The organism is Streptomyces sp. NBC_01275 (genome assembly GCF_026340655.1).
Lineage (GTDB): Bacteria > Actinomycetota > Actinomycetes > Streptomycetales > Streptomycetaceae > Streptomyces.
The window spans coordinates 9,838,348-9,854,912 of record NZ_JAPEOZ010000001.1 but is presented as its reverse complement, the minus strand read 5'-3'; the positions used below and the strand labels follow the sequence as shown (position 1 = coordinate 9,854,912).

Annotated in this window: 14 protein-coding genes; 4 read left to right on the top strand and 10 right to left on the bottom strand. The window is 72.6% G+C overall.

The window, feature by feature from the left end; translation table 11 throughout:
* Positions 1-273 precede the first annotated feature (273 nt).
* The 3 genes from OG562_RS43335 to OG562_RS43325 form a co-directional block, all read right to left on the bottom strand.
* On the bottom strand, positions 274-1,476 hold the full coding sequence (locus OG562_RS43335) for an MFS transporter (protein ID WP_266408031.1): 1,203 nt from the start codon (positions 1,474-1,476) through the stop codon (positions 274-276).
* A gap of 76 nt (positions 1,477-1,552) precedes the next feature.
* Positions 1,553-1,987: an OsmC family protein gene (locus tag OG562_RS43330; RefSeq protein WP_266408028.1), complete on the bottom strand. Its 435-nt coding sequence runs from the start codon at positions 1,985-1,987 to the stop codon at positions 1,553-1,555.
* A gap of 23 nt (positions 1,988-2,010) precedes the next feature.
* Entirely contained in the window at positions 2,011-2,427 is a 417-nt protein-coding gene (locus tag OG562_RS43325) for a hypothetical protein (protein WP_266408026.1), read from the bottom strand.
* Positions 2,428-2,679: 252 nt separating this feature from the next.
* On the opposite strand from OG562_RS43325, the gene OG562_RS43320 reads away from it, so the two are divergent.
* Positions 2,680-3,456 (top strand): polysaccharide lyase family 7 protein, encoded by a 777-nt coding sequence (locus tag OG562_RS43320; protein WP_266408024.1) that lies wholly within the window; start codon positions 2,680-2,682, stop codon positions 3,454-3,456.
* Positions 3,457-3,482: 26 nt separating this feature from the next.
* Here OG562_RS43320 and OG562_RS43315 read toward each other — a convergent pair whose 3' ends face one another.
* From OG562_RS43315 to OG562_RS43305, 3 genes are read right to left on the bottom strand one after another with little or no spacing between them, the layout of a single operon-like run.
* Positions 3,483-4,271: a helix-turn-helix transcriptional regulator gene (locus OG562_RS43315; RefSeq protein WP_266408022.1), complete on the bottom strand. Its 789-nt coding sequence runs from the start codon at positions 4,269-4,271 to the stop codon at positions 3,483-3,485.
* Positions 4,272-4,324: 53 nt separating this feature from the next.
* Entirely contained in the window at positions 4,325-4,537 is a 213-nt protein-coding gene (locus tag OG562_RS43310; protein WP_266408019.1) for a hypothetical protein, read from the bottom strand.
* Between the two features lie 11 nt (positions 4,538-4,548).
* The gene (locus OG562_RS43305; protein WP_266408017.1) at positions 4,549-6,393 is read right to left on the bottom strand and encodes a hypothetical protein; all 1,845 of its coding nucleotides are present in this window, start codon (positions 6,391-6,393) and stop codon (positions 4,549-4,551) included.
* Between the two features lie 305 nt (positions 6,394-6,698).
* On the opposite strand from OG562_RS43305, the gene OG562_RS43300 reads away from it, so the two are divergent.
* Both OG562_RS43300 and OG562_RS43295 read left to right on the top strand, forming a co-directional pair.
* Positions 6,699-8,156: an FG-GAP repeat protein gene (locus OG562_RS43300; RefSeq protein ID WP_266408015.1), complete on the top strand. Its 1,458-nt coding sequence runs from the start codon at positions 6,699-6,701 to the stop codon at positions 8,154-8,156.
* 123 nt (positions 8,157-8,279) lie between these two features.
* Positions 8,280-9,758 carry a glutamate--cysteine ligase gene (locus OG562_RS43295; RefSeq protein ID WP_266408012.1) on the top strand — a complete coding sequence of 493 codons (1,479 nt, stop codon included), beginning with the start codon at positions 8,280-8,282 and terminating at the stop codon, positions 9,756-9,758.
* Here the strand turns inward: OG562_RS43295 and OG562_RS43290 are convergent.
* Positions 9,755-11,512, bottom strand: a complete 1,758-nt coding sequence (locus OG562_RS43290; protein WP_266408010.1) for an FAD-dependent monooxygenase — start codon at positions 11,510-11,512, stop codon at positions 9,755-9,757. The genes OG562_RS43295 and OG562_RS43290 overlap by 4 nt on opposite strands.
* A gap of 217 nt (positions 11,513-11,729) precedes the next feature.
* On the opposite strand from OG562_RS43290, the gene OG562_RS43285 reads away from it, so the two are divergent.
* Positions 11,730-12,662, top strand: a complete 933-nt coding sequence (locus tag OG562_RS43285; protein WP_266408008.1) for a UTP--glucose-1-phosphate uridylyltransferase — start codon at positions 11,730-11,732, stop codon at positions 12,660-12,662.
* Here OG562_RS43285 and OG562_RS43280 read toward each other — a convergent pair.
* Genes OG562_RS43280 through OG562_RS43270 form a run of 3 tightly spaced genes read right to left on the bottom strand, consistent with a single transcriptional unit; the run spans position 12,645 to position 16,481 of the window.
* Positions 12,645-13,859, bottom strand: a complete 1,215-nt coding sequence (locus OG562_RS43280) for a cytochrome P450 (RefSeq protein ID WP_266408006.1) — start codon at positions 13,857-13,859, stop codon at positions 12,645-12,647. The two genes, OG562_RS43285 and OG562_RS43280, sit on opposite strands and share 18 nt — an antisense overlap.
* 38 nt (positions 13,860-13,897) lie before the next feature.
* Entirely contained in the window at positions 13,898-15,328 is a 1,431-nt protein-coding gene (locus OG562_RS43275) for an alpha/beta hydrolase (RefSeq protein WP_266408004.1), read from the bottom strand.
* 4 nt (positions 15,329-15,332) lie between these two features.
* Complete coding sequence (locus OG562_RS43270; RefSeq protein WP_266408001.1) at positions 15,333-16,481, bottom strand: PP2C family protein-serine/threonine phosphatase; 1,149 nt, start codon at positions 16,479-16,481, stop codon at positions 15,333-15,335.
* Positions 16,482-16,565: the final 84 nt, after the last annotated feature.

The following is a 16,565-nucleotide window of genomic DNA, read 5'->3' as shown; positions in this document are numbered from 1 at the left end:
GCGGCAGAGGTGAAGCAGCAGTGGCGAAACGGCGGATGTCGGGCGGCAGATGCCGGGCGGCGGGTCGGCGACCGGTCGGCGGCACGCGGCAGATCTGGCCGATGCCGTCCGGCGCGCGCGCAGAAGCAGCAGAAGGCCGAGTGATCGGATCACGCCATCCGGCCGAATCGTTTGCAATTCAACCACACCATGAACACTTTTCCGCCACATACGGATTCTCGCCAACAGGCTGACGCAGCCCCGGCTCTCCGCCCGAACGTCGCCGACCCCCGCTCACCTCACCGCAGGGGTACGCGTCGGCCGCCGAAGCAGATAGAGGGCCGCGGCCGAGACCAGGACAGCCATGCACGCGATGAACACCAGCCCCGCTCCCTCCAGGCCGATCGGCCCCACCAGCAGCCCCACCCCGATCACCGGCGCCGAGATGCCGGCGTACGCCACCACGAACAGCGCCGAGATGACCGCCGCGCGCCGGTCGGGGGGAGACGCCCCGGCCACCGCGGACAGCGCCCCGCGGAACGCCAGACCCTGCCCCGTCCCGCCGACGATCGCGCTCAGCACCACCAACGCCAGCAGGTCCCACCGCAGCGCGCCCGCGAGCAGCGCCAGCCCGACGAGGAGCGCGACGCAGCCGAGCGGCAGCGACCGCCCGGCTCCGACCCGCCCGACGGCGAGCTGCCCGGCGGTCGAGGCGAAGAAGGCCAGGGCGACGATCAGTCCGCTCACGGCGTGGTTGTGCACGTCCAGGGACTGCGCGAGGAAGGCCGGGCTGACGGAGGTGAACACCCCGAACAGGGCGAATCCCACGAACGAGGCGACCGCCGCCGGCCCGAAGACCGACCGCACCTGCGCGGGCAGGCTGAGCCGCTGCGGTCGTACGGTGCTCAGCGGACGCCGGTCCCGTACGGTCTCCGCGAGGCCCAGCAGAACGGCGGCCGAGCAGGCCACCAGGGCGAGGTGCACGGCGAACGGCAGATACAGCGGCCACGGGGCGTACTGCGCGAGGACGCCGGCGAGCAGCGGTCCGCAGCCCAGCCCGCCCATGTTGGCGGCCGTCGCCACGAACGTGGCCCGGGACCGGGACGCCCCGTCGTCCGGCGCCAGCTCCATCACGTAGGCCGTGCCGGCACCGGTGAACAGCCCTGCGGACAGGCCCGACAGCAGCCGCCCCGCGTACAGCCAGCCCAGCCCGGTGGCGCACAGGAAGCAGACGGCGCTGGCCGCCGCGCAGGCCAGGCCGCCCAGCAGCACCGGCCGCCTGCCCACGACGTCCGAGGCGTTGCCCGCCAGCAGCAGCACGCCGATGACCCCGAAGGCGTACACGGCGAACACGACGGTGACCGTCAGCTCGGAGAACCCGAACTTCTCCTGGTAGAGGCCGTAGAGCGGGGTCGGCAGCGTGGTGCCGGCCATGCACACGGCGAAGACGGCCGCGCCGAGCAGGCACGGCCGCCACCCTCGGCGATCACTGTCCATACGGCCGACGGTAACCCCGCACGCGGCCCCGGGTCCGGCCCGGCACGCCCGGCACGCCGCCGGTGCGTACGGCCGGTCAGGCGTCCGCGACCCGCGCGGTGACGGGCGTGCCGATCTCGACCGTACGGCTGACCGTGCACAGGCGTGCGTGGGACGTCTGCACCGCACGAGGAAGGATCGTGCGGGCCCGGTCGGCGCCTTCGCCGTCCGGGAAGGCGACGGAGAACGTGACGACGAGGTCGGTCATCCGGTTGCCGAAGTCGTCGCTGACCTTGTCTCCGGTCACGGTGACGGCGAACTCGCTGGGCTCCGCATGCCGGGCGGTGGCGACGTCCACGTCGGCGGCCGTGCATCCCCCGATCGCCGCGAGCAGCAACTCCACCGGCGTGAAAGCGCCGTCGGCGTCGGAGCCGGTGCCGAAGCTGATCGTGCCGCCACGGGGGTTCGTCGCCGTGAACCGTCCGCCGCCGGTCCGCTCCACGGTGACGAGACGCAGGGTTTCTTCGCTCATGCCGACGACCCTAACCGCCGGCCTCAGGCCGCCCGGGTAAAGCCGCCGGTCGTGGCGCGGGCCGGTGCGGGGACGGTGCGGACGGACTCGGGGCGACGGGTGGTCAGGACGCGGTAGGTGGTCCTGGTCGGATCGACGACCGGCTCGCCGAAGGTGATCCGCCTCGCGCGCTCCAACTCGTCGCACACGGCGGTGGGCAGGGCGACGTGACAGCCGCCCGTCCCGGTGGCGGAGTCATAGGCCTGCCAGTAACCGTACCGACGACGCCCGTTCTGATGCACCGTCAAGAACGCGGCGGTACGGGGGTTGGAGAGGATCCGCAGCACATCGGCCCCCGTGTCCGCCCGCGGAAGCCCTCGTCCGGGGCCGCGCCCGGGCAACACGGCGGCGGCCGATATGGCCGAGACGGTCGATACGGCGGGTGCGGGGAGGCGAGACATCAGCGGGGACCTTTCCGAGGGCAGGAACTCAAGATCACCTACCCGGTTCACGCAGAAGTTGATCTCATCATTCAGTATTTTTCAACACCGTATCGACAGCGGCCCCCCACACCAACGCACCCGGAAACACGGCGCGTCCGCACACCTCTTGACCGTGATGGTCCAGACCTTTAGCGTCACTGCGAGTGAAAGGTTCATACATGAACACGCGGTTCATGTATGAGAATTACACCCCCAGCGAAGGACGTCGACATGATCCGTTCCAGAGCTCTGGCCGCGGCCACCGTCGCGGGCATCGTCACCGCGGTGACCCTCCTGGGCGCCACCAACGCGGGCGCCGCCGACCCCAAGGTCGCCCCCGGCGGCAACTTCGACCTGTCCGTCTGGCAGTTGCAGGAGCCGGTGGGCTCCCCCGGCTCGCCGACCACCGTCTCCTCGTCCCGGCTGCAGGGAGCGAACGGCTACCAGGACGCGTACTTCTACACCGACACCCGCGACGGCGCGATGACCTTCTGGGCCCCCGAGAAGGGCGTCACCACCCCCAACTCCCGGTACGCCCGCTCGGAGTTGCGGGAGATGAAGCGCGACGGCGGCGCCGCGGACTGGTCGCTGGGCGGGAGCCACCGGCTGAGCGCGACGCTACGGGTCGTGTCGGTGACCTCGAACGTGTGCGTCGGCCAGATCCACCTCGGCTCCGGCGGCTCGTCGACCAAGCCGCTGATGGAGCTGTACTACCGCGCCGGCGGCGACATCGTCGTCGGCACCGAGAACTCGCCCGCGGGCGGCCAGACCCTGCACACCGTGGGGCATGTGTCCGTCGGCAAGACCTGGAGCTACACCATCGCCGTCTCCGGCGGCGACACCGTCGACCTGACCGTCGACGGCAGCACCACGCACTACCCGATCCCGTCGTCGTTCTTTCCGTACAAGCAGTACTTCAAGGCCGGTTCCTACAACCAGTCGTCCTCCGACAGCACCACCAAGGGCGCGCGCGTCGCGTTCTACGGCCTGAACGTCACACACGGCTGACGGCGGCCCTCGCCCCGCGCGGGAGTTCAGCCCCGGACCAGACCGAGCTTTCGGGCCAGCAGTACGGTGGTCAGCCGGTCGCGGGTGTCGAGTTTGCGGTAGATCTTCTCCAGGTGGCGGTTGACCGTGTGCGGGGAGATGGCCAGGCGTCGGGCGATCGACAGGGCCGTGAGCCCGTCGGCCAGCAGGCCCAGCACGGCGAGTTCCCGAGGAGTGATCCCGTGCACGGCCGCCGCGCGGGCGCGGGCGTCGGGGTCGGCGTCCTGGGACGGGGCGGCGGTGTGCCGCAGGGCCTCCAGATGACGGTCCGCCGCGTGCAGCAGGGGCTGGACGCGGCGGGCGAAGGCCAGTCGGCGGGTGCTGAAGTCCTGGCCGGGCCTGCCGAGGATGAAGCCGCGGATGACGTCGGCGGAGACGAACAGCGGGAGCACCATCTGGCGGGTGGTGCCGTAGATCTCGTAGGCCTCGCTGAAGCAGTCGGAGCGGCGCCACTGCGTGCGGTCGGCTGTCTCGTCCACCGTCGTGGGCCGGAGTTCGCCGTGCGAGACGTACACGAAGAGCGGATGCCGCTGGCGCATCCGTCGGTGCACGAGGTCCTCGAGCGGCGTTCCTCCGACCCACTGCGGAGCCCAGCCCTCGGCGCGGCCGGTACGGCGCCGGTGGTGCAGTTCCACGAAGATCGCGGTCGTCGCGTCGAGCCCGGTGACGAGCTCCTCCCCCACCAGGTGCCAGACGGCCTGCGGGGACGGGTTCTCGATGACGGCGACCGCCAGGTCGAGCATGCGTTCATAGTCGTGCGCGGACAGTTCCCCCATGGCTCAAGGGTGCGTCGGACGCCAGATCCTTTGCCTGCTTTTCGGGGAAAGATCTACACTTCGTGCCGTTTCGTCGGCTGATCACCGGAAAGATCCCCTCTCACCCCGTCGTAGGCGGTGACCGCGGTGTCCGACACGGAGATCTCGGCGACGGTCGCGTCGTAGTCGGCGGAGGAGGCGGGGACCGCCACCGGGACCGATCCGGTGAAGCCGGCGCCCGAGGCGGTCGCCCCGGTACAGCCCGCTGTCGCGGAGGATGTGCTCATGACCCCTCCGGTCAGCGCTCGACGTGGCCGTTGTGGCCGTTGTGGTTGTCGTGGTTCGCGACGGCGGCGACCGGCACGACCTCGATCTCGGGCTCGTCGGGGAAGATCTTCTGCCAGGCGTCGACGCGCTCGTCGTCCTTCTGCGCCGAGACGAGGGCGAGCGCGTCCGTGACCCGCCGGGTCTCCGCGTCGCGGGCCCGGGTCTGCGACTGCCGGTCGAGCAGGTCGAGCGCCTGCAGTGCGCAGCCGTAGGGGTCGAGTGCGTCGGCCTGACCGAGGAGGGCCTCCACGACCAGGTTGTCCGTGCGCAGGACGACGGTGTCCCGGTGCATGACCACACCGCGGCTCTCCCGGCCCGTGCCGTCGACGGGCGCGAAGCGCCAGCGGACCTTCGAGGCGAGGGGATCGCCGTCGAACTCCAGGGTGCCGTCGGGCTTCAGCGCGGCCGGCTTCCACTGGTAGGCGACGCCCTGGGGGTCCGTGCCCACCTGCACCGTGGCGACGGCAGCCCCGTCGGCGTCCACGCGCTGGGCGCACAGCGCCAGGATGAAGCGGGCCGCCTCCTTCTGGTGCTCCGGCTTGATGTGGCGGCGCAGCAGTCGCCCGAGCTCGGGCAGCGGGACGATCTCAGCCGAGCCCTGCCTGCCGTTGCAGAAGGCGACCTTGACGTCCCGTAGCACGACCTCGGTCCGGTACGTCTGGTTCAGTTCGCGGAAGACGAAGTTCAGCACGCGTCGCAGGTTGGTGTTGCTCAGCTCACGGACGACCGTGGTGGCCGTACCGCTCGCCGTGCTGGTGCTCGACGAGCTCGAAATGGACTGGCGGCGGCTGTTGTTGACCTGGGAGGCATGCTCGAAGGCGGCCTCGCTGACCGAGGTGCTGAAGCGCCGGCTGGCCTCCTGGTGGTTGGCGGCGAACCCGGCTTCCATGTCGAAGTCCGCGTGCCACAGCCCGACGTTGACACCGGCCGAGGCGCTGGTGGACACCGAGGTGGCCCAGCCGCCCTGGTCCTGGTAGGCGGCCCCGGTCTGGGTGGAGACGCTGTTCGTGAAGCGGCTCTGCGCGGCCGTGTCCGAGGAGTCGAAGATCGAGGTGGCGTCGTCGCGGGTGGCGGCCTCGGTGCGCCAGGTCTGCACGGTGATCGTGGTGCGCTCGCCGGGCAGCAGGGAGAACGTCTGGAGGGTGCGGCCCAGACCGTAGTCGCCGAGGTGCGACCGCAGCTCCCAGGTCTCCACCAGGGCAAGCCGGGGAACCGCCTGCGCGACCGGGTCCACGGGCACGGAACGGATGCTCTGCCCGATGCCGGGCAGCGGCAGCACGATCTCGGCGGTGCCCTGCTCGGGACGTACGGCCGACTCCCGTTCGGCGAGCCGGTCGAGGAAGGACTCGGTGCGGATGCGCTGGAGGTCGACGTCGTCCGGCTCCGCGACGAGAGCCCGGCGGGGAAGCGGGTCGACCAGTCGGCCCTCGGCCTGCAGACCCTGGCGCCGGCCCGGGCCGTCCTGGTCGAGCAGCGGCTCGACCACACCGCCCACCTCGGCCACCAGGCGCAGCGACGGACGTGCCGTCGGCGGCAGCAGCCGCCGGTACAGCTGGGCCAGTTTCGCCCGGTCCACGCTGACCAGACGCCCCTCGTCACCCGTCACCACGCCCAGTTCGAGCAGCGACCTGCCCAGGCGTCGGGCTCCGTCGACGAACCAGTCCGCCGGCACCTGGGCGCCCACGAGTCGGTCCCAGGAGTAGGCGCCCGGCAGCGGGACGTCGTAGTTGAGCCGGGCGGCCCGGCCCTCCTCGCCCGGGCCGAACGCGGCGAGGTGGTCGGCGGCTTTGGGGGAGATCAGATCGGAGAACGACATGCCGTGTCCCTTCGTGTCGGCGCGCCGCAGCGCACACGGACCCACGGAGGCGAGAACGCCTCCACCGGGCACACTGCCGGGCGACCGCCCCGGGACGACATGGGAAGTTCTTCCCATACCGGATGACGGGACGGGTCGACAGACGGGTTGACGGATGGGTTGACGGACGACGCCACGGTTGCCGTTTGTAACCGACCTGTCACAGCTGGACGCGGAGATACAACCCCGATACGGCATCTCGTGTCGAACTGGGCGTCGGTGACAAACGGGGAAACACCGCACAACGAGAAAACGGGGACCCATACATGACCAACCGTAGGAATCTCGCGCTCGGCGCCGCCGCCTTCCTGCTCATGACCGGAGCCGGGATCACCGTCGCGCCCGCCGCCTTCGCGGGCACGACGGGCGGGACGGACGCCAGTGACCGCAACAGCGACTTCGACGGGGACGGCTACAACGACGTCCTGACCGGCGCTCCGGGCGGCACGGTCGGCGGCAAGAAGGGCGCGGGCTACGTCACCGTCCAGTACGGCTCGGCCGGCGGCATCGGAACGGCCGACACCCGGCCCAGGGTCCGTACCGCCGTCTTCAGCCAGTCCACGGCCGGCGTCTCCGGCACGGCCGAGGCCGGAGACGCCTTCGGCGCCGCCGTGGCCACCGGCGACGTGAACTCCGACGGCTACGACGACGCGATCATCGGCTCGCCCGGCGAGGACCTGGCCGGAGTGGTGGACGCGGGCCGGGCGAACGTGCTGTACGGCTCCGCGAGCGGTCTGCGGGGCGTCGGCAGCGTCTCCCTGGAGGCCGTCACGCCGAAGCGGGAGGTCGGCTACGGCGGCGCGGTCGCCGCGGCCCGCTTCACCGCCGCGACCCCGGGCGACATGATCGCCGTCTCCGACGACGAGGGCGTCGACCTGTTCTCCGACGAGGGCCCCCTGCTCCGCGTCACCCGGCTGGAGACCGTCGACGACCCCGGCGACCGCTCCGTCGTCCCGGCCGGCCTCACCACCGGGAACTTCGACGGCGACGGCTACGCCGACCTCGTCGTCTCCGGCTACAGCCTGGTGGACGACGAGGGGGTGCGCGGCCGCTCGGTGGTCTTCAAGGGCGGCGAGCACGCCCTGGCCTACGTCCGCGACCTCACCGGCGGCCCGTCCGCGGCGGCCGGCGACGTCAACGGCGACGGATACGACGAGCTGGTCACCGGCGACGAGAGCAGCTCCGAGTCCGGAGGCCTCGTCGCCATCCGCTACGGCGGCGAGGACGGCCTCACCGACCTCGCCGACGAGCTGACCCAGGACTCCCCCGGTGTCCCGGGCGCCGCGGAGGAGGGCGACGGCTGGGGCGCCGACCTGTCGGTCGCCGACACCGACGGCGACGGCTACGCGGACATCGCGATCGGCGCCCCCGGCGAGGACATCGGCACGGTGGCCGACGCGGGCGCGGTGTGGGTGATCCGCGGCCAGCAGCGCGGCTGGACGCCGGCCGGCGTGCGCTCCTTCGACCAGAACTCGACGTACGTGCCCGGCTCGGCCGAGGCCGCTGACGCCTTCGGCGCCCAGGTCCGGCTCGTGGACACCGACCGCGGCGGCCGCTGCGAACTGCTGGCCGCCGCCCCCGGCGAGAACACGGGCGACGGCGTCGTGATCGCCTTCCCCGCCGCGACCACGGGCATCACCGCCGACGGCTCCTGGCTGTACGGCGGCGGCTCCTTCGCCACGTCGGGCACGGACGCGCTCTTCGGCGCGGCGATCGACGAGTAGGCCCGACCCGGGCCCGGCCGGCCCTGTCCCGTCTGGTGGTCAGGGCCGGTCGGCGGTGCGACGCTGGAGGTGAGAGGCGTCCGGGAGGAGCGTCCGGGAGGGGCGGACGAGTCGGGAGAGCCCATGGGACGTGACGTCCCGGCGCAGGTCTTCACCCGTGAGGACCGCCGCCGGTACCGGATCAAGATGCAGGAGTGCCTCGAGGTGTTCGCGCAGATGCTGCGCGAGTCGCGGTTCGACGCCGAGCGGCCCCGGGTGGGGCTGGAGATCGAGCTGAACCTGGTCGACGAGGCGGGCGAGCCGGCGATGCGCAACACCGACGTCCTCGAAGCGATCGCCGACCCCGCCTGGTCCACCGAGCTGGGCCGGTTCAACCTCGAGATCAACGTTCCGCCGCGGCGGCTGACGGAGGGCGGCCCCGACGCCTGGGAGTCCGAGATCCGGGACGCGCTCAATCACGCCGAGGAGCGCGCCGGGTCGGTCGGCGCGCACCTGATCATGATCGGCATCCTGCCCACCCTGCGGCAGGAGGACGTCGGCGAGGCGGCGCTGTCGGAGAACGCGCGCTACCGGCTGCTCAACGACCAGATCTTCGCGGCCCGCGGCGAGGATCTGCGCATCGAGCTGGACGGCGTCGACCGGCTGCGCACGTACGCCGACACGATCACCCCGGAGGCGGCCTGCACCAGCACCCAGTTCCATCTCCAGGTCGCTCCCGAGGAGTTCGCCGCCTACTGGAACGCGGCGCAGGCGATCGCCGGGGTGCAGGTGGCGCTGGCGGCCAACTCGCCGTTCCTGTTCGACAGGGAGCTCTGGCACGAGACCCGTATCCCCCTGTTCGAACAGGCCACCGACACCCGCCCGCAGGAGATCAAGACCCAGGGCGTACGGCCCCGGGTGTGGTTCGGAGAGCGGTGGATCACCAGCGTCTTCGACCTCTTCGAGGAGAACCTGCGCTACTTCCCCGCGCTCCTGCCGCTGTGCGACGAGCAGGACCCTCGCCGGACGCTGGAGCAGGGGGACATCCCCGAACTGGGCGAACTGACCCTGCACAACGGCACCGTCTACCGCTGGAACCGCCCCGTCTACGCCGTCGCCGACGGCGCCCCGCACGTGCGCGTGGAGAACCGCTGCCTGCCCGCCGGCCCGACCGTCGCCGACACCCTCGCCAACGGCGCCTTCTACTACGGCCTCACCCGCGCCCTCGTGGAGGAGGAGCGGCCGGTGTGGTCGCGGATGTCCTTCCAGACGGCCGAGGACAACCTGCACGCGGCGGCCCGGCACGGCATCGAGGCCCGCCTGTACTGGCCCGGCATGGGCGAGGTCCCCGCGCCCGAACTCGTCCTGCGGCGGCTGCTCCCGCTGGCACACCGGGGACTGGAGCGCTCCGGCATGGACGCCGCCTGGCGCGAACCGCTGCTCGGCGTCATCGAGCAGCGCTGCGTCGCCGTCCGCAACGGAGCCCTCTGGCAGAAGGAGGCCCTCCACCGCATCACCGCCGCCGCCCACGCCGGACGCCACGAGGCGCTGCGGCGCATGACCCAGCTGTACATCGACTACATGCACCTCAACGCCCCCGCCCACACCTGGCCGGTCGACTAGGTCTGTCCTGTCGCGGAGAGAGCCGTGAGGTAGTCGGACAGGGACCGCGCCGTGTCGGCGAGAGAGAAGCGGGCGCCGAGGTGGCCGTCGGGGCGGACGACGAAGCCGGTCGGGCCCTCGGGGCCGTACAGGCGGGCGAACTCCCCGGCGGTGTCACGGTACGCGGGGACGACGAGGACGTCGGCGACGGTCGGCGGCGCTTCGCGGGCCAGGACGGCGACGATCTGCGGGCCTGAGGCAGGGACGGGGCCGGGGGCAGGGACGAGGGCGGGGGCAGGGACGGGGGCCGAGGGTGGTCGGCCGGCCGGCATGAGCGCCCCGGTCGTCTCGGCGGCCAGGGCCAGTTCGGCGAGGTCGGTCGCGTACAGGAGCACCACGTGTCCCGGGCGGTCGCGCAGGACGTCGAGCAGACGCAGCGGGTAGGCGGACACGGGTGCGGTGAGGCCGGGGCAGTCCGGGGCCCGGTCACCGGCCTGGGGCGCGTCGGCGGGCCCGTGGTGCGGACCGGGTGGGGCGAGGGGGCCGCCTCGGTAGCCGACCAGCAGCTGGGCCTCGCGCAGCATGAGCGTCCGCGCGTCGTCAGGGTCGGTCTCCATGCCGTGCACGGCGTGTCGCACGGTCCGGCCCACGACCTCCTCGCCGACCGGGCGACGCTCGGCGTCGTAGCTGGCGAGGAGGGCGGGCCCGGCCTCGCCCCGGACGACGAGGGCCAGCTTCCAGGCCAGGTTGCAGGCGTCCTGGATGCCGGTGTTCATGCCCTGGGCGCCGGTGGGCGGGTGGATGTGGGCGGCGTCGCCCGCGACGAAGACCCGTCCGTCGGCGTAGCGGTCGACGATGCGGTGGCTGATGCGGAAGACGGAGGACCAGCGCAGCCCGGAGAGGCGGGCCCGTCTGGGGGCGAGGCGGTCGACGACGGCCTGGAGGTGGGACAGCTCCGGGACACGGCCGCCGCCCTCCGATCCGCTCTGCGAGCCGCTCTCCAAACCGTGCGCCAGGCCGTCGCCCTGCGCGGAATCCGAGCCGTTCGGGTGTGCGGAGAGCTCGGGCGGGACCAGCATCGACATGCGGTAGCGACCCGAGCCGGGCAGCGGGATGCAGACCAGCAGATCGTCGGTGGAACCGTCGTCGGCGCGGTGACTGGACCGTACGCCGTACCCGTGCGGCACCTCCCAGTCGGCCTCGACGTCGCCCAGCATGTACTCCTCGGCGAACGCCGCGCCTTCGAAGCTGAGGCCCAGCTGCTTGCGGACGACGCTGTGGGCCCCGTCGCAGCCGATCAGATAGCCGACGCGCAGTTCCTCCTGAGCGCCGGACGCGGTGCGCAGCCGGGCCGTGACCCCGTCCTGGTCCTGCGTGAACGACAGCAGTTCGGTGCCGCGTTCGACGACCGTGCCCAGACCGGCAACGTACTCCTCCAGGAGGCGCTCGGTCTCGTACTGGGGCAGCGCTGCGAAGCGGTAGGGCACTTCAGGCGGCAGCGCGAGGTCGATCCGCGCCGTTTCGCGTCCGTTGACGTAGAGCAGTTGTCCGCGCAGCACGGCGGCGGACTCCAGGAAGGTGCGGGCCAGGCCCATCCGGTCCCAGATCTCCAGGGTGCGCGGCTGGATGCCGACCGCCTTCGCGTACGGCAGGCGGGCCGGCAGCCGGTCGACGAGCCTGCAGCGCACCCCGTGCCGACGCAGCTCGGCGGCCGCGCTCAGCCCGACCGGACCGGCGCCCGCGATCAACACCTCGGCCGTTCGGACGTGCCCCACAGGCGCCTCCCAGGACTCCGTTCTCCAATGGTCGCCCGGCGGGGCGTGGGCGGCGAGTCAGGCGTCGAGCCCGAACCCGAGGCGTCGATCCCGGACCCGCCCGAGCAGCCGGTAGCGTCGGGGTGCCGTGCCGGCCGGTGCGGGCCGCCGCTCGACCGCGAGATCCCCACCGAATCCGCAGCGACCTGATGTCCCCGACAGAATCCGGAGAGACCTGATGCCCCCGACGATCCGCAGGGCCGTGATCCCCGCCGCCGGGCTCGGCTCCCGGCTGCTGCCGCTGACCAAGGCGATCCCGAAGGAGATGCTCCCGGTCGGCGACAAGCCGGTGATCGAGCACACCGTCCGCGAGCTGGTGGACTCCGGCATCACCGACATCACCATCGTCGTCTCCGGCGGCAAGTCCCTGATCCAGGACCACTTCCGCCCCAACCCCGCGCTGGTCGCACAGCTGCGCGCCGACGGGAAGTCGGCCTACGCGGACGCGGTGGAGGAAGTCGGCGAGCTGGCCCGCAAGGGCCACATCACCTACCTCGACCAGTACGGCCCGTACGGCAACGGCACCCCCGTCCTGAACGCCGCCCGCGCCTTCGGCGACGAGCCCGTGCTGGTGCTGTGGCCCGACGACGTGTTCGTCGCCGAAGTCCCGCGCGCCCAGCAGCTGATGCGCGCCTACGAGCGGACCGGCTGCCCGGTGCTGGCCCTCCTGCCGATGGCACCGGCCGACTCGCAGCGCTACGGCGTGCCCGTGGTCGAGGAGGACCTCGGCGGCGGCCTGCTGCGCATCACCGGGCTGGTCGAGAAGCCCGCCCCGCAGGACGCGCCGTCGGCGTACGCGGCCATCGGCGGGTATGTCGTCACCCCCGGCATCATCGACGAACTGCGCGAGCAGACCCGCCGCTGGTACGAGCACCGGACCGGCGAGATCTACCTGACCGACGCCATCAACGCCCACGCCTCCGGGGCGGCGGTGTACGGGCAGGTCATCGAGGGCCGCTGGTACGACACCGGCAACCCGGCCGACTATCTCGTCGCCCAGATGGCCACCGCCCTCGCCCACCCCGAGTACGGGCCGGTCCTGCGCGGCCTGGTCGCCGCGCTCGACGCCGACGGGTCAGAGACGTCAGAAGGGTCAGAAGGTCACCGGTAGCGCCCGCAGCCCCCGGGAGCGCATCGACGGCCTCCAGTGCGGTCCCTCCGGCGGGAGGTCGAGGGTGAGCCCGGGGAAGCGGTCGAGGAGCGCGGCGAGGGCGATCTCGGTCTCCATCCGGGCCAGGGGCGCGCCGAGGCAGTAGTGGATGCCGTGCCCGAGGGCGAGATGACCGCGGGCGTCGCGGCCGAGGTCGAGGCGGTCGGGCTCGGTGAAACGGCGGGGGTCGCGGTGGGCTGAGGCCAGGCACGGCAGCACGGTCTCGCCCGCCGGGACGGTGACCCCGCCGATCGTGACGTCCTCGGTGGGGAAGCGACGCACGGCCAGCGGTACGGGACCGTCGTAGCGGGCCAGTTCCTCGACCGCGCCGCTGAGCAGGCCGGGATCGGCGCGCAGCGCGGCCAGTTGGTCGGGGTGGCCGAGCAGGGAGAGGACGGCGTTGCCGATCAGGTGGACGGTGTTCTCGTATCCGGCGATCAGGATGAGGAAGGCCAGGGACATCAGCTCGTCCTCGCTCAGCCGGTCCTCGTCGTCGCGTACGGCGATCAGGCCGGAGAGGAGGTCCTCGGCGGGGGCGGCGCGCTTGTCGGCGATGAGCCGGGTGAAGAAGCCGAGCAGGGCCCGGACGGCGTCCTTCGCCTGCTGCGGTCGCTCCGGGTCCGGGGCCGTCAGGGCGTCGGTCCAGGACCGGAAGTCGGGCCGGTCGTGCGGGGCGACGCCGAGCAGGCCGCAGATGACGGTGATCGGCAGCGGCGCGGCGTAGGAGGCGATGAGGTCGGCGCGGCCGAGCGGTTCGATCGCGTCGAGCAGTGACTCGGCGGTCTCCCGGATCGGTTCGCGCAGGAGGGCGACACGGCGAGGGGTGAACGCCTGGGACACCAGGCGCCGGATGCGGGTGTGGTCCGGCGGGTCCATGTTGAGCAGGTTGGCGTCCAGCGCCGGCGGCAGCGAGAGCCCGTGGTAGCCGCCGGGCTTGGCGTTGCGTTTGTCGAGGGAGAGCCGGGGGTCGGCCAGCGCCTGGCGTACGTCGTCGTAGCGGGTGACCAGCCAGGCCGGAAGCCCGTCCGTGCCGGTGATGCGGTGGACGGGCCCGGCCTCGCGAAGTCGTGCGTACACGGAGTGGGGATCGGAGTCGGGATCCGCGATCAGCTCGGCCGGGTCGACGAGGGGCTGTTGACTGGGCGTTGTGGTCGACATGGGCCCAGCCTAGACAGCCGCAGGGCGGTCGCCGTCCGTCAGCGCAGTGCGGCGAGGAACGGTGTGAGGGTGTGGGTGAGGGTGTTGTGCCGGGTGGCGGCGAACAGCGGGTCGAGGTGGTTCATGCCGTCGTCCGTGGCGTAATCCGCGTAGGGGACACGGGAGTTGTCCACGACCGTGCGGGCGGCCGTGACGATCGTGCCGCGGGCGTAGCTCGTCTGGAAGGCGTAGAGCGGGACGTCCAGGTCGGCGGTGTGCCGTAGGCGCAGTCCCAGGGAGCGGGCCAGGTCGGTGTCGGCGTAGGGGTCGGTGACGTCGAGGTCCACGGAGAGGCGGGACGGCCAGTACCACTCCCACACGGCTGGTTCGGGGCCGCCCGCGTACGCCGCCGCCACCCGGCTCAGGGGCGTGATGCCGGTGTCGACCCACCCGCGCACCTCACCGGTGTCGGCGATGTGTCCGGAGTGCACGCTGATGTCGTTGGGCCAGCCGAATCCGGCGTCCACCAGCAGGCCCAGCAGACCGGCGTTGGTGATCGGGTACGGCGGCCGCAGGGCGTCGGGCAGCCGGGGTTGGAGGACCGAGCGGCCGTCGGGGTCGGTGTGCGCGTACCAGCCCGCGAGCTGGTACCAGATCTGGGTGCTCTCCGCCCGCGCGCCCAGTCCGACGCCGCTGAGGGTCAGGTCGAAGACGGCCCCGCCGTCGATGGCCGCCAGCCGCTCCCGGACCTCGGCCGGTGAGTTGCGCACGGGCTGACCCGTGCCGTCGAACGCGCCGCGCACGCCGCCGTCGATCAGGACGAGGGCCGCGAGGTCCCGGTGGCCGGCCCGGCCGTCGAAGTCCCAGGCGGCGTAGGCCATCGCGGTGGTGGCGCCCCAGGAGTGGCCGCCGAGCACCACCCGTCGCCGACCGCCGCAGGAGGCGGCCGCTACAACGGTGCGCAGATCGTCCAGGGTCCGGGCCAGGCCCCACCGGGCGGCGAAGGCGGAGGCGGCGGGGTCCTGCGAGCGGTAGCGGCCGTCCAGGTAGTACGCGGCGGGCTGCGCGGCGGCGAACCCGGAGCGGTCGGCCAGGTTCTCCTCGCGTCGGTCGAACGCCCACACCTGCACTCCGGGCAGGGCCGCGACGAGGTCCCGGGCGAGCAGCCGGAAGTCATTGGCGGCTCCGAACATCCCCGGCACGAGCACCACGGTCGTGTGCGCCGTCTCGGGCCCGACCTTGAGCACATGCACCCGGTCCGTCCCGAGCGGACCGCCCCCGTCCCCCACCGCCAACGGGACGTACGGCTCCGAGCCCGTCCCCCGCTCCCGCCCGGCCCCTGCGGCGGTGCCGGCCACCGCGGCCGTCAGGGCCAGTCCGCCGGCCGTTCCGCCCAGCAGCGTTCTGCGCGACAGACCCCGCGTTAACGGCGTGGCCTGCGTCTTCCTCAGGTGTTCCCTGGGCATGTGGTTCATGGGCATGTGGTTCATGGGCTCAGTCTGCGACATCGACAACTTGCGTCACAGGGGTCCCACAGTCGAGGGCCGGGGTCGCCGGTCCGGGGAGGGCCGGTTTGCGGAGCAGGAGCAGGGCGGCGTCGTCGTGGAGCCGGCCGCCCACATGGGCCAGCAGTTCGTCGTGGAGCGCGGTGAGGGTGCGGGCGGGCTCGTCGGACACATGGCGGGCCAGTCCTTCGGCGAGCGGATAGAAGGCGCGGCCGTGGTCGCGGGCCTCGGTGACCCCGTCGGTGTAGAGCAGCAGCTGGTCGCCGTCGGCGAAGGGCAGCGTCTGGAGGTCGGGGGCGTGGCCGGCGAGGGCGCGCAGGCCGAGGGGCGGGGCGGGGTGCGCGGGGTCAACCGGCACGACGGTCCCGCCGTCGCGGACCAGCAGCGGCGGGGCGTGGCCGCAGTTCACCACTTCCAGCTGTCCCGCCCTGGGGTACCCGGCGACCACTGCGGTGACGAAGTCGTCGGCGCCGAGGTTGCGGGCGAGGCTGCGCTCGATCCGGTCGACGACGGCGAGGAGGTCGGGCTCGTCGTAGGCGGCCTCGCGGAAGACGCCGAGCACCAGGGCGGCGGTCCCGACGGCCGGCAATCCCTTGCCGCGGACGTCGCCGACGATCAGCCGTACGCCGTACGGGGTGGGCATGAGGGCGTAGAGGTCCCCGCCGATGCGGGCCTCGGCCGCCGCGGCGCTGTAGCGGACCGCCACCTGGAACGGGCCGACCGTCGCCGGCACGGGCATGAGCAGGGCGTGCTGGGCGGTCTCCGCGACCGAGCGGACGGCCGCAAGCACCCGTTCCCGTCGCCCGCGCAGCGCGCTGGCCAGGCCGCTGGCCAGGGTGACGGTCAGCAGGGCGGACAGGACGGCGGCCAGTTCGGCGTCCGGCACCCCGTCCCGGACGCCGAGGGTGGCGCCGAGCACGACGGCGAGGAGGCCGACGCCCAGGACGCCGCGCGGCCCGTTGGTGGTGGCGGCCAGCGCGGGTCCGGCCACGAGCAGGGGCAGCCAGATCATCCCGGCCGCACCGACGAGGTCGGCGAGCACGAGGGCGGAGACGATCAGCAGGGGCAGCGCGGGCAGTACGTTCGTGGGCGGCCGTATGGGCCGGTGGCCGCCGCCGTGCTCTCGGGCCTGACTCATGTCTCGTCCGCAGTCCTCACCTGTGTGGACACTACCGAAATGTCTGTTTCATCCAGGAAACGGGTTCGTCCGCCGCGTCACAAG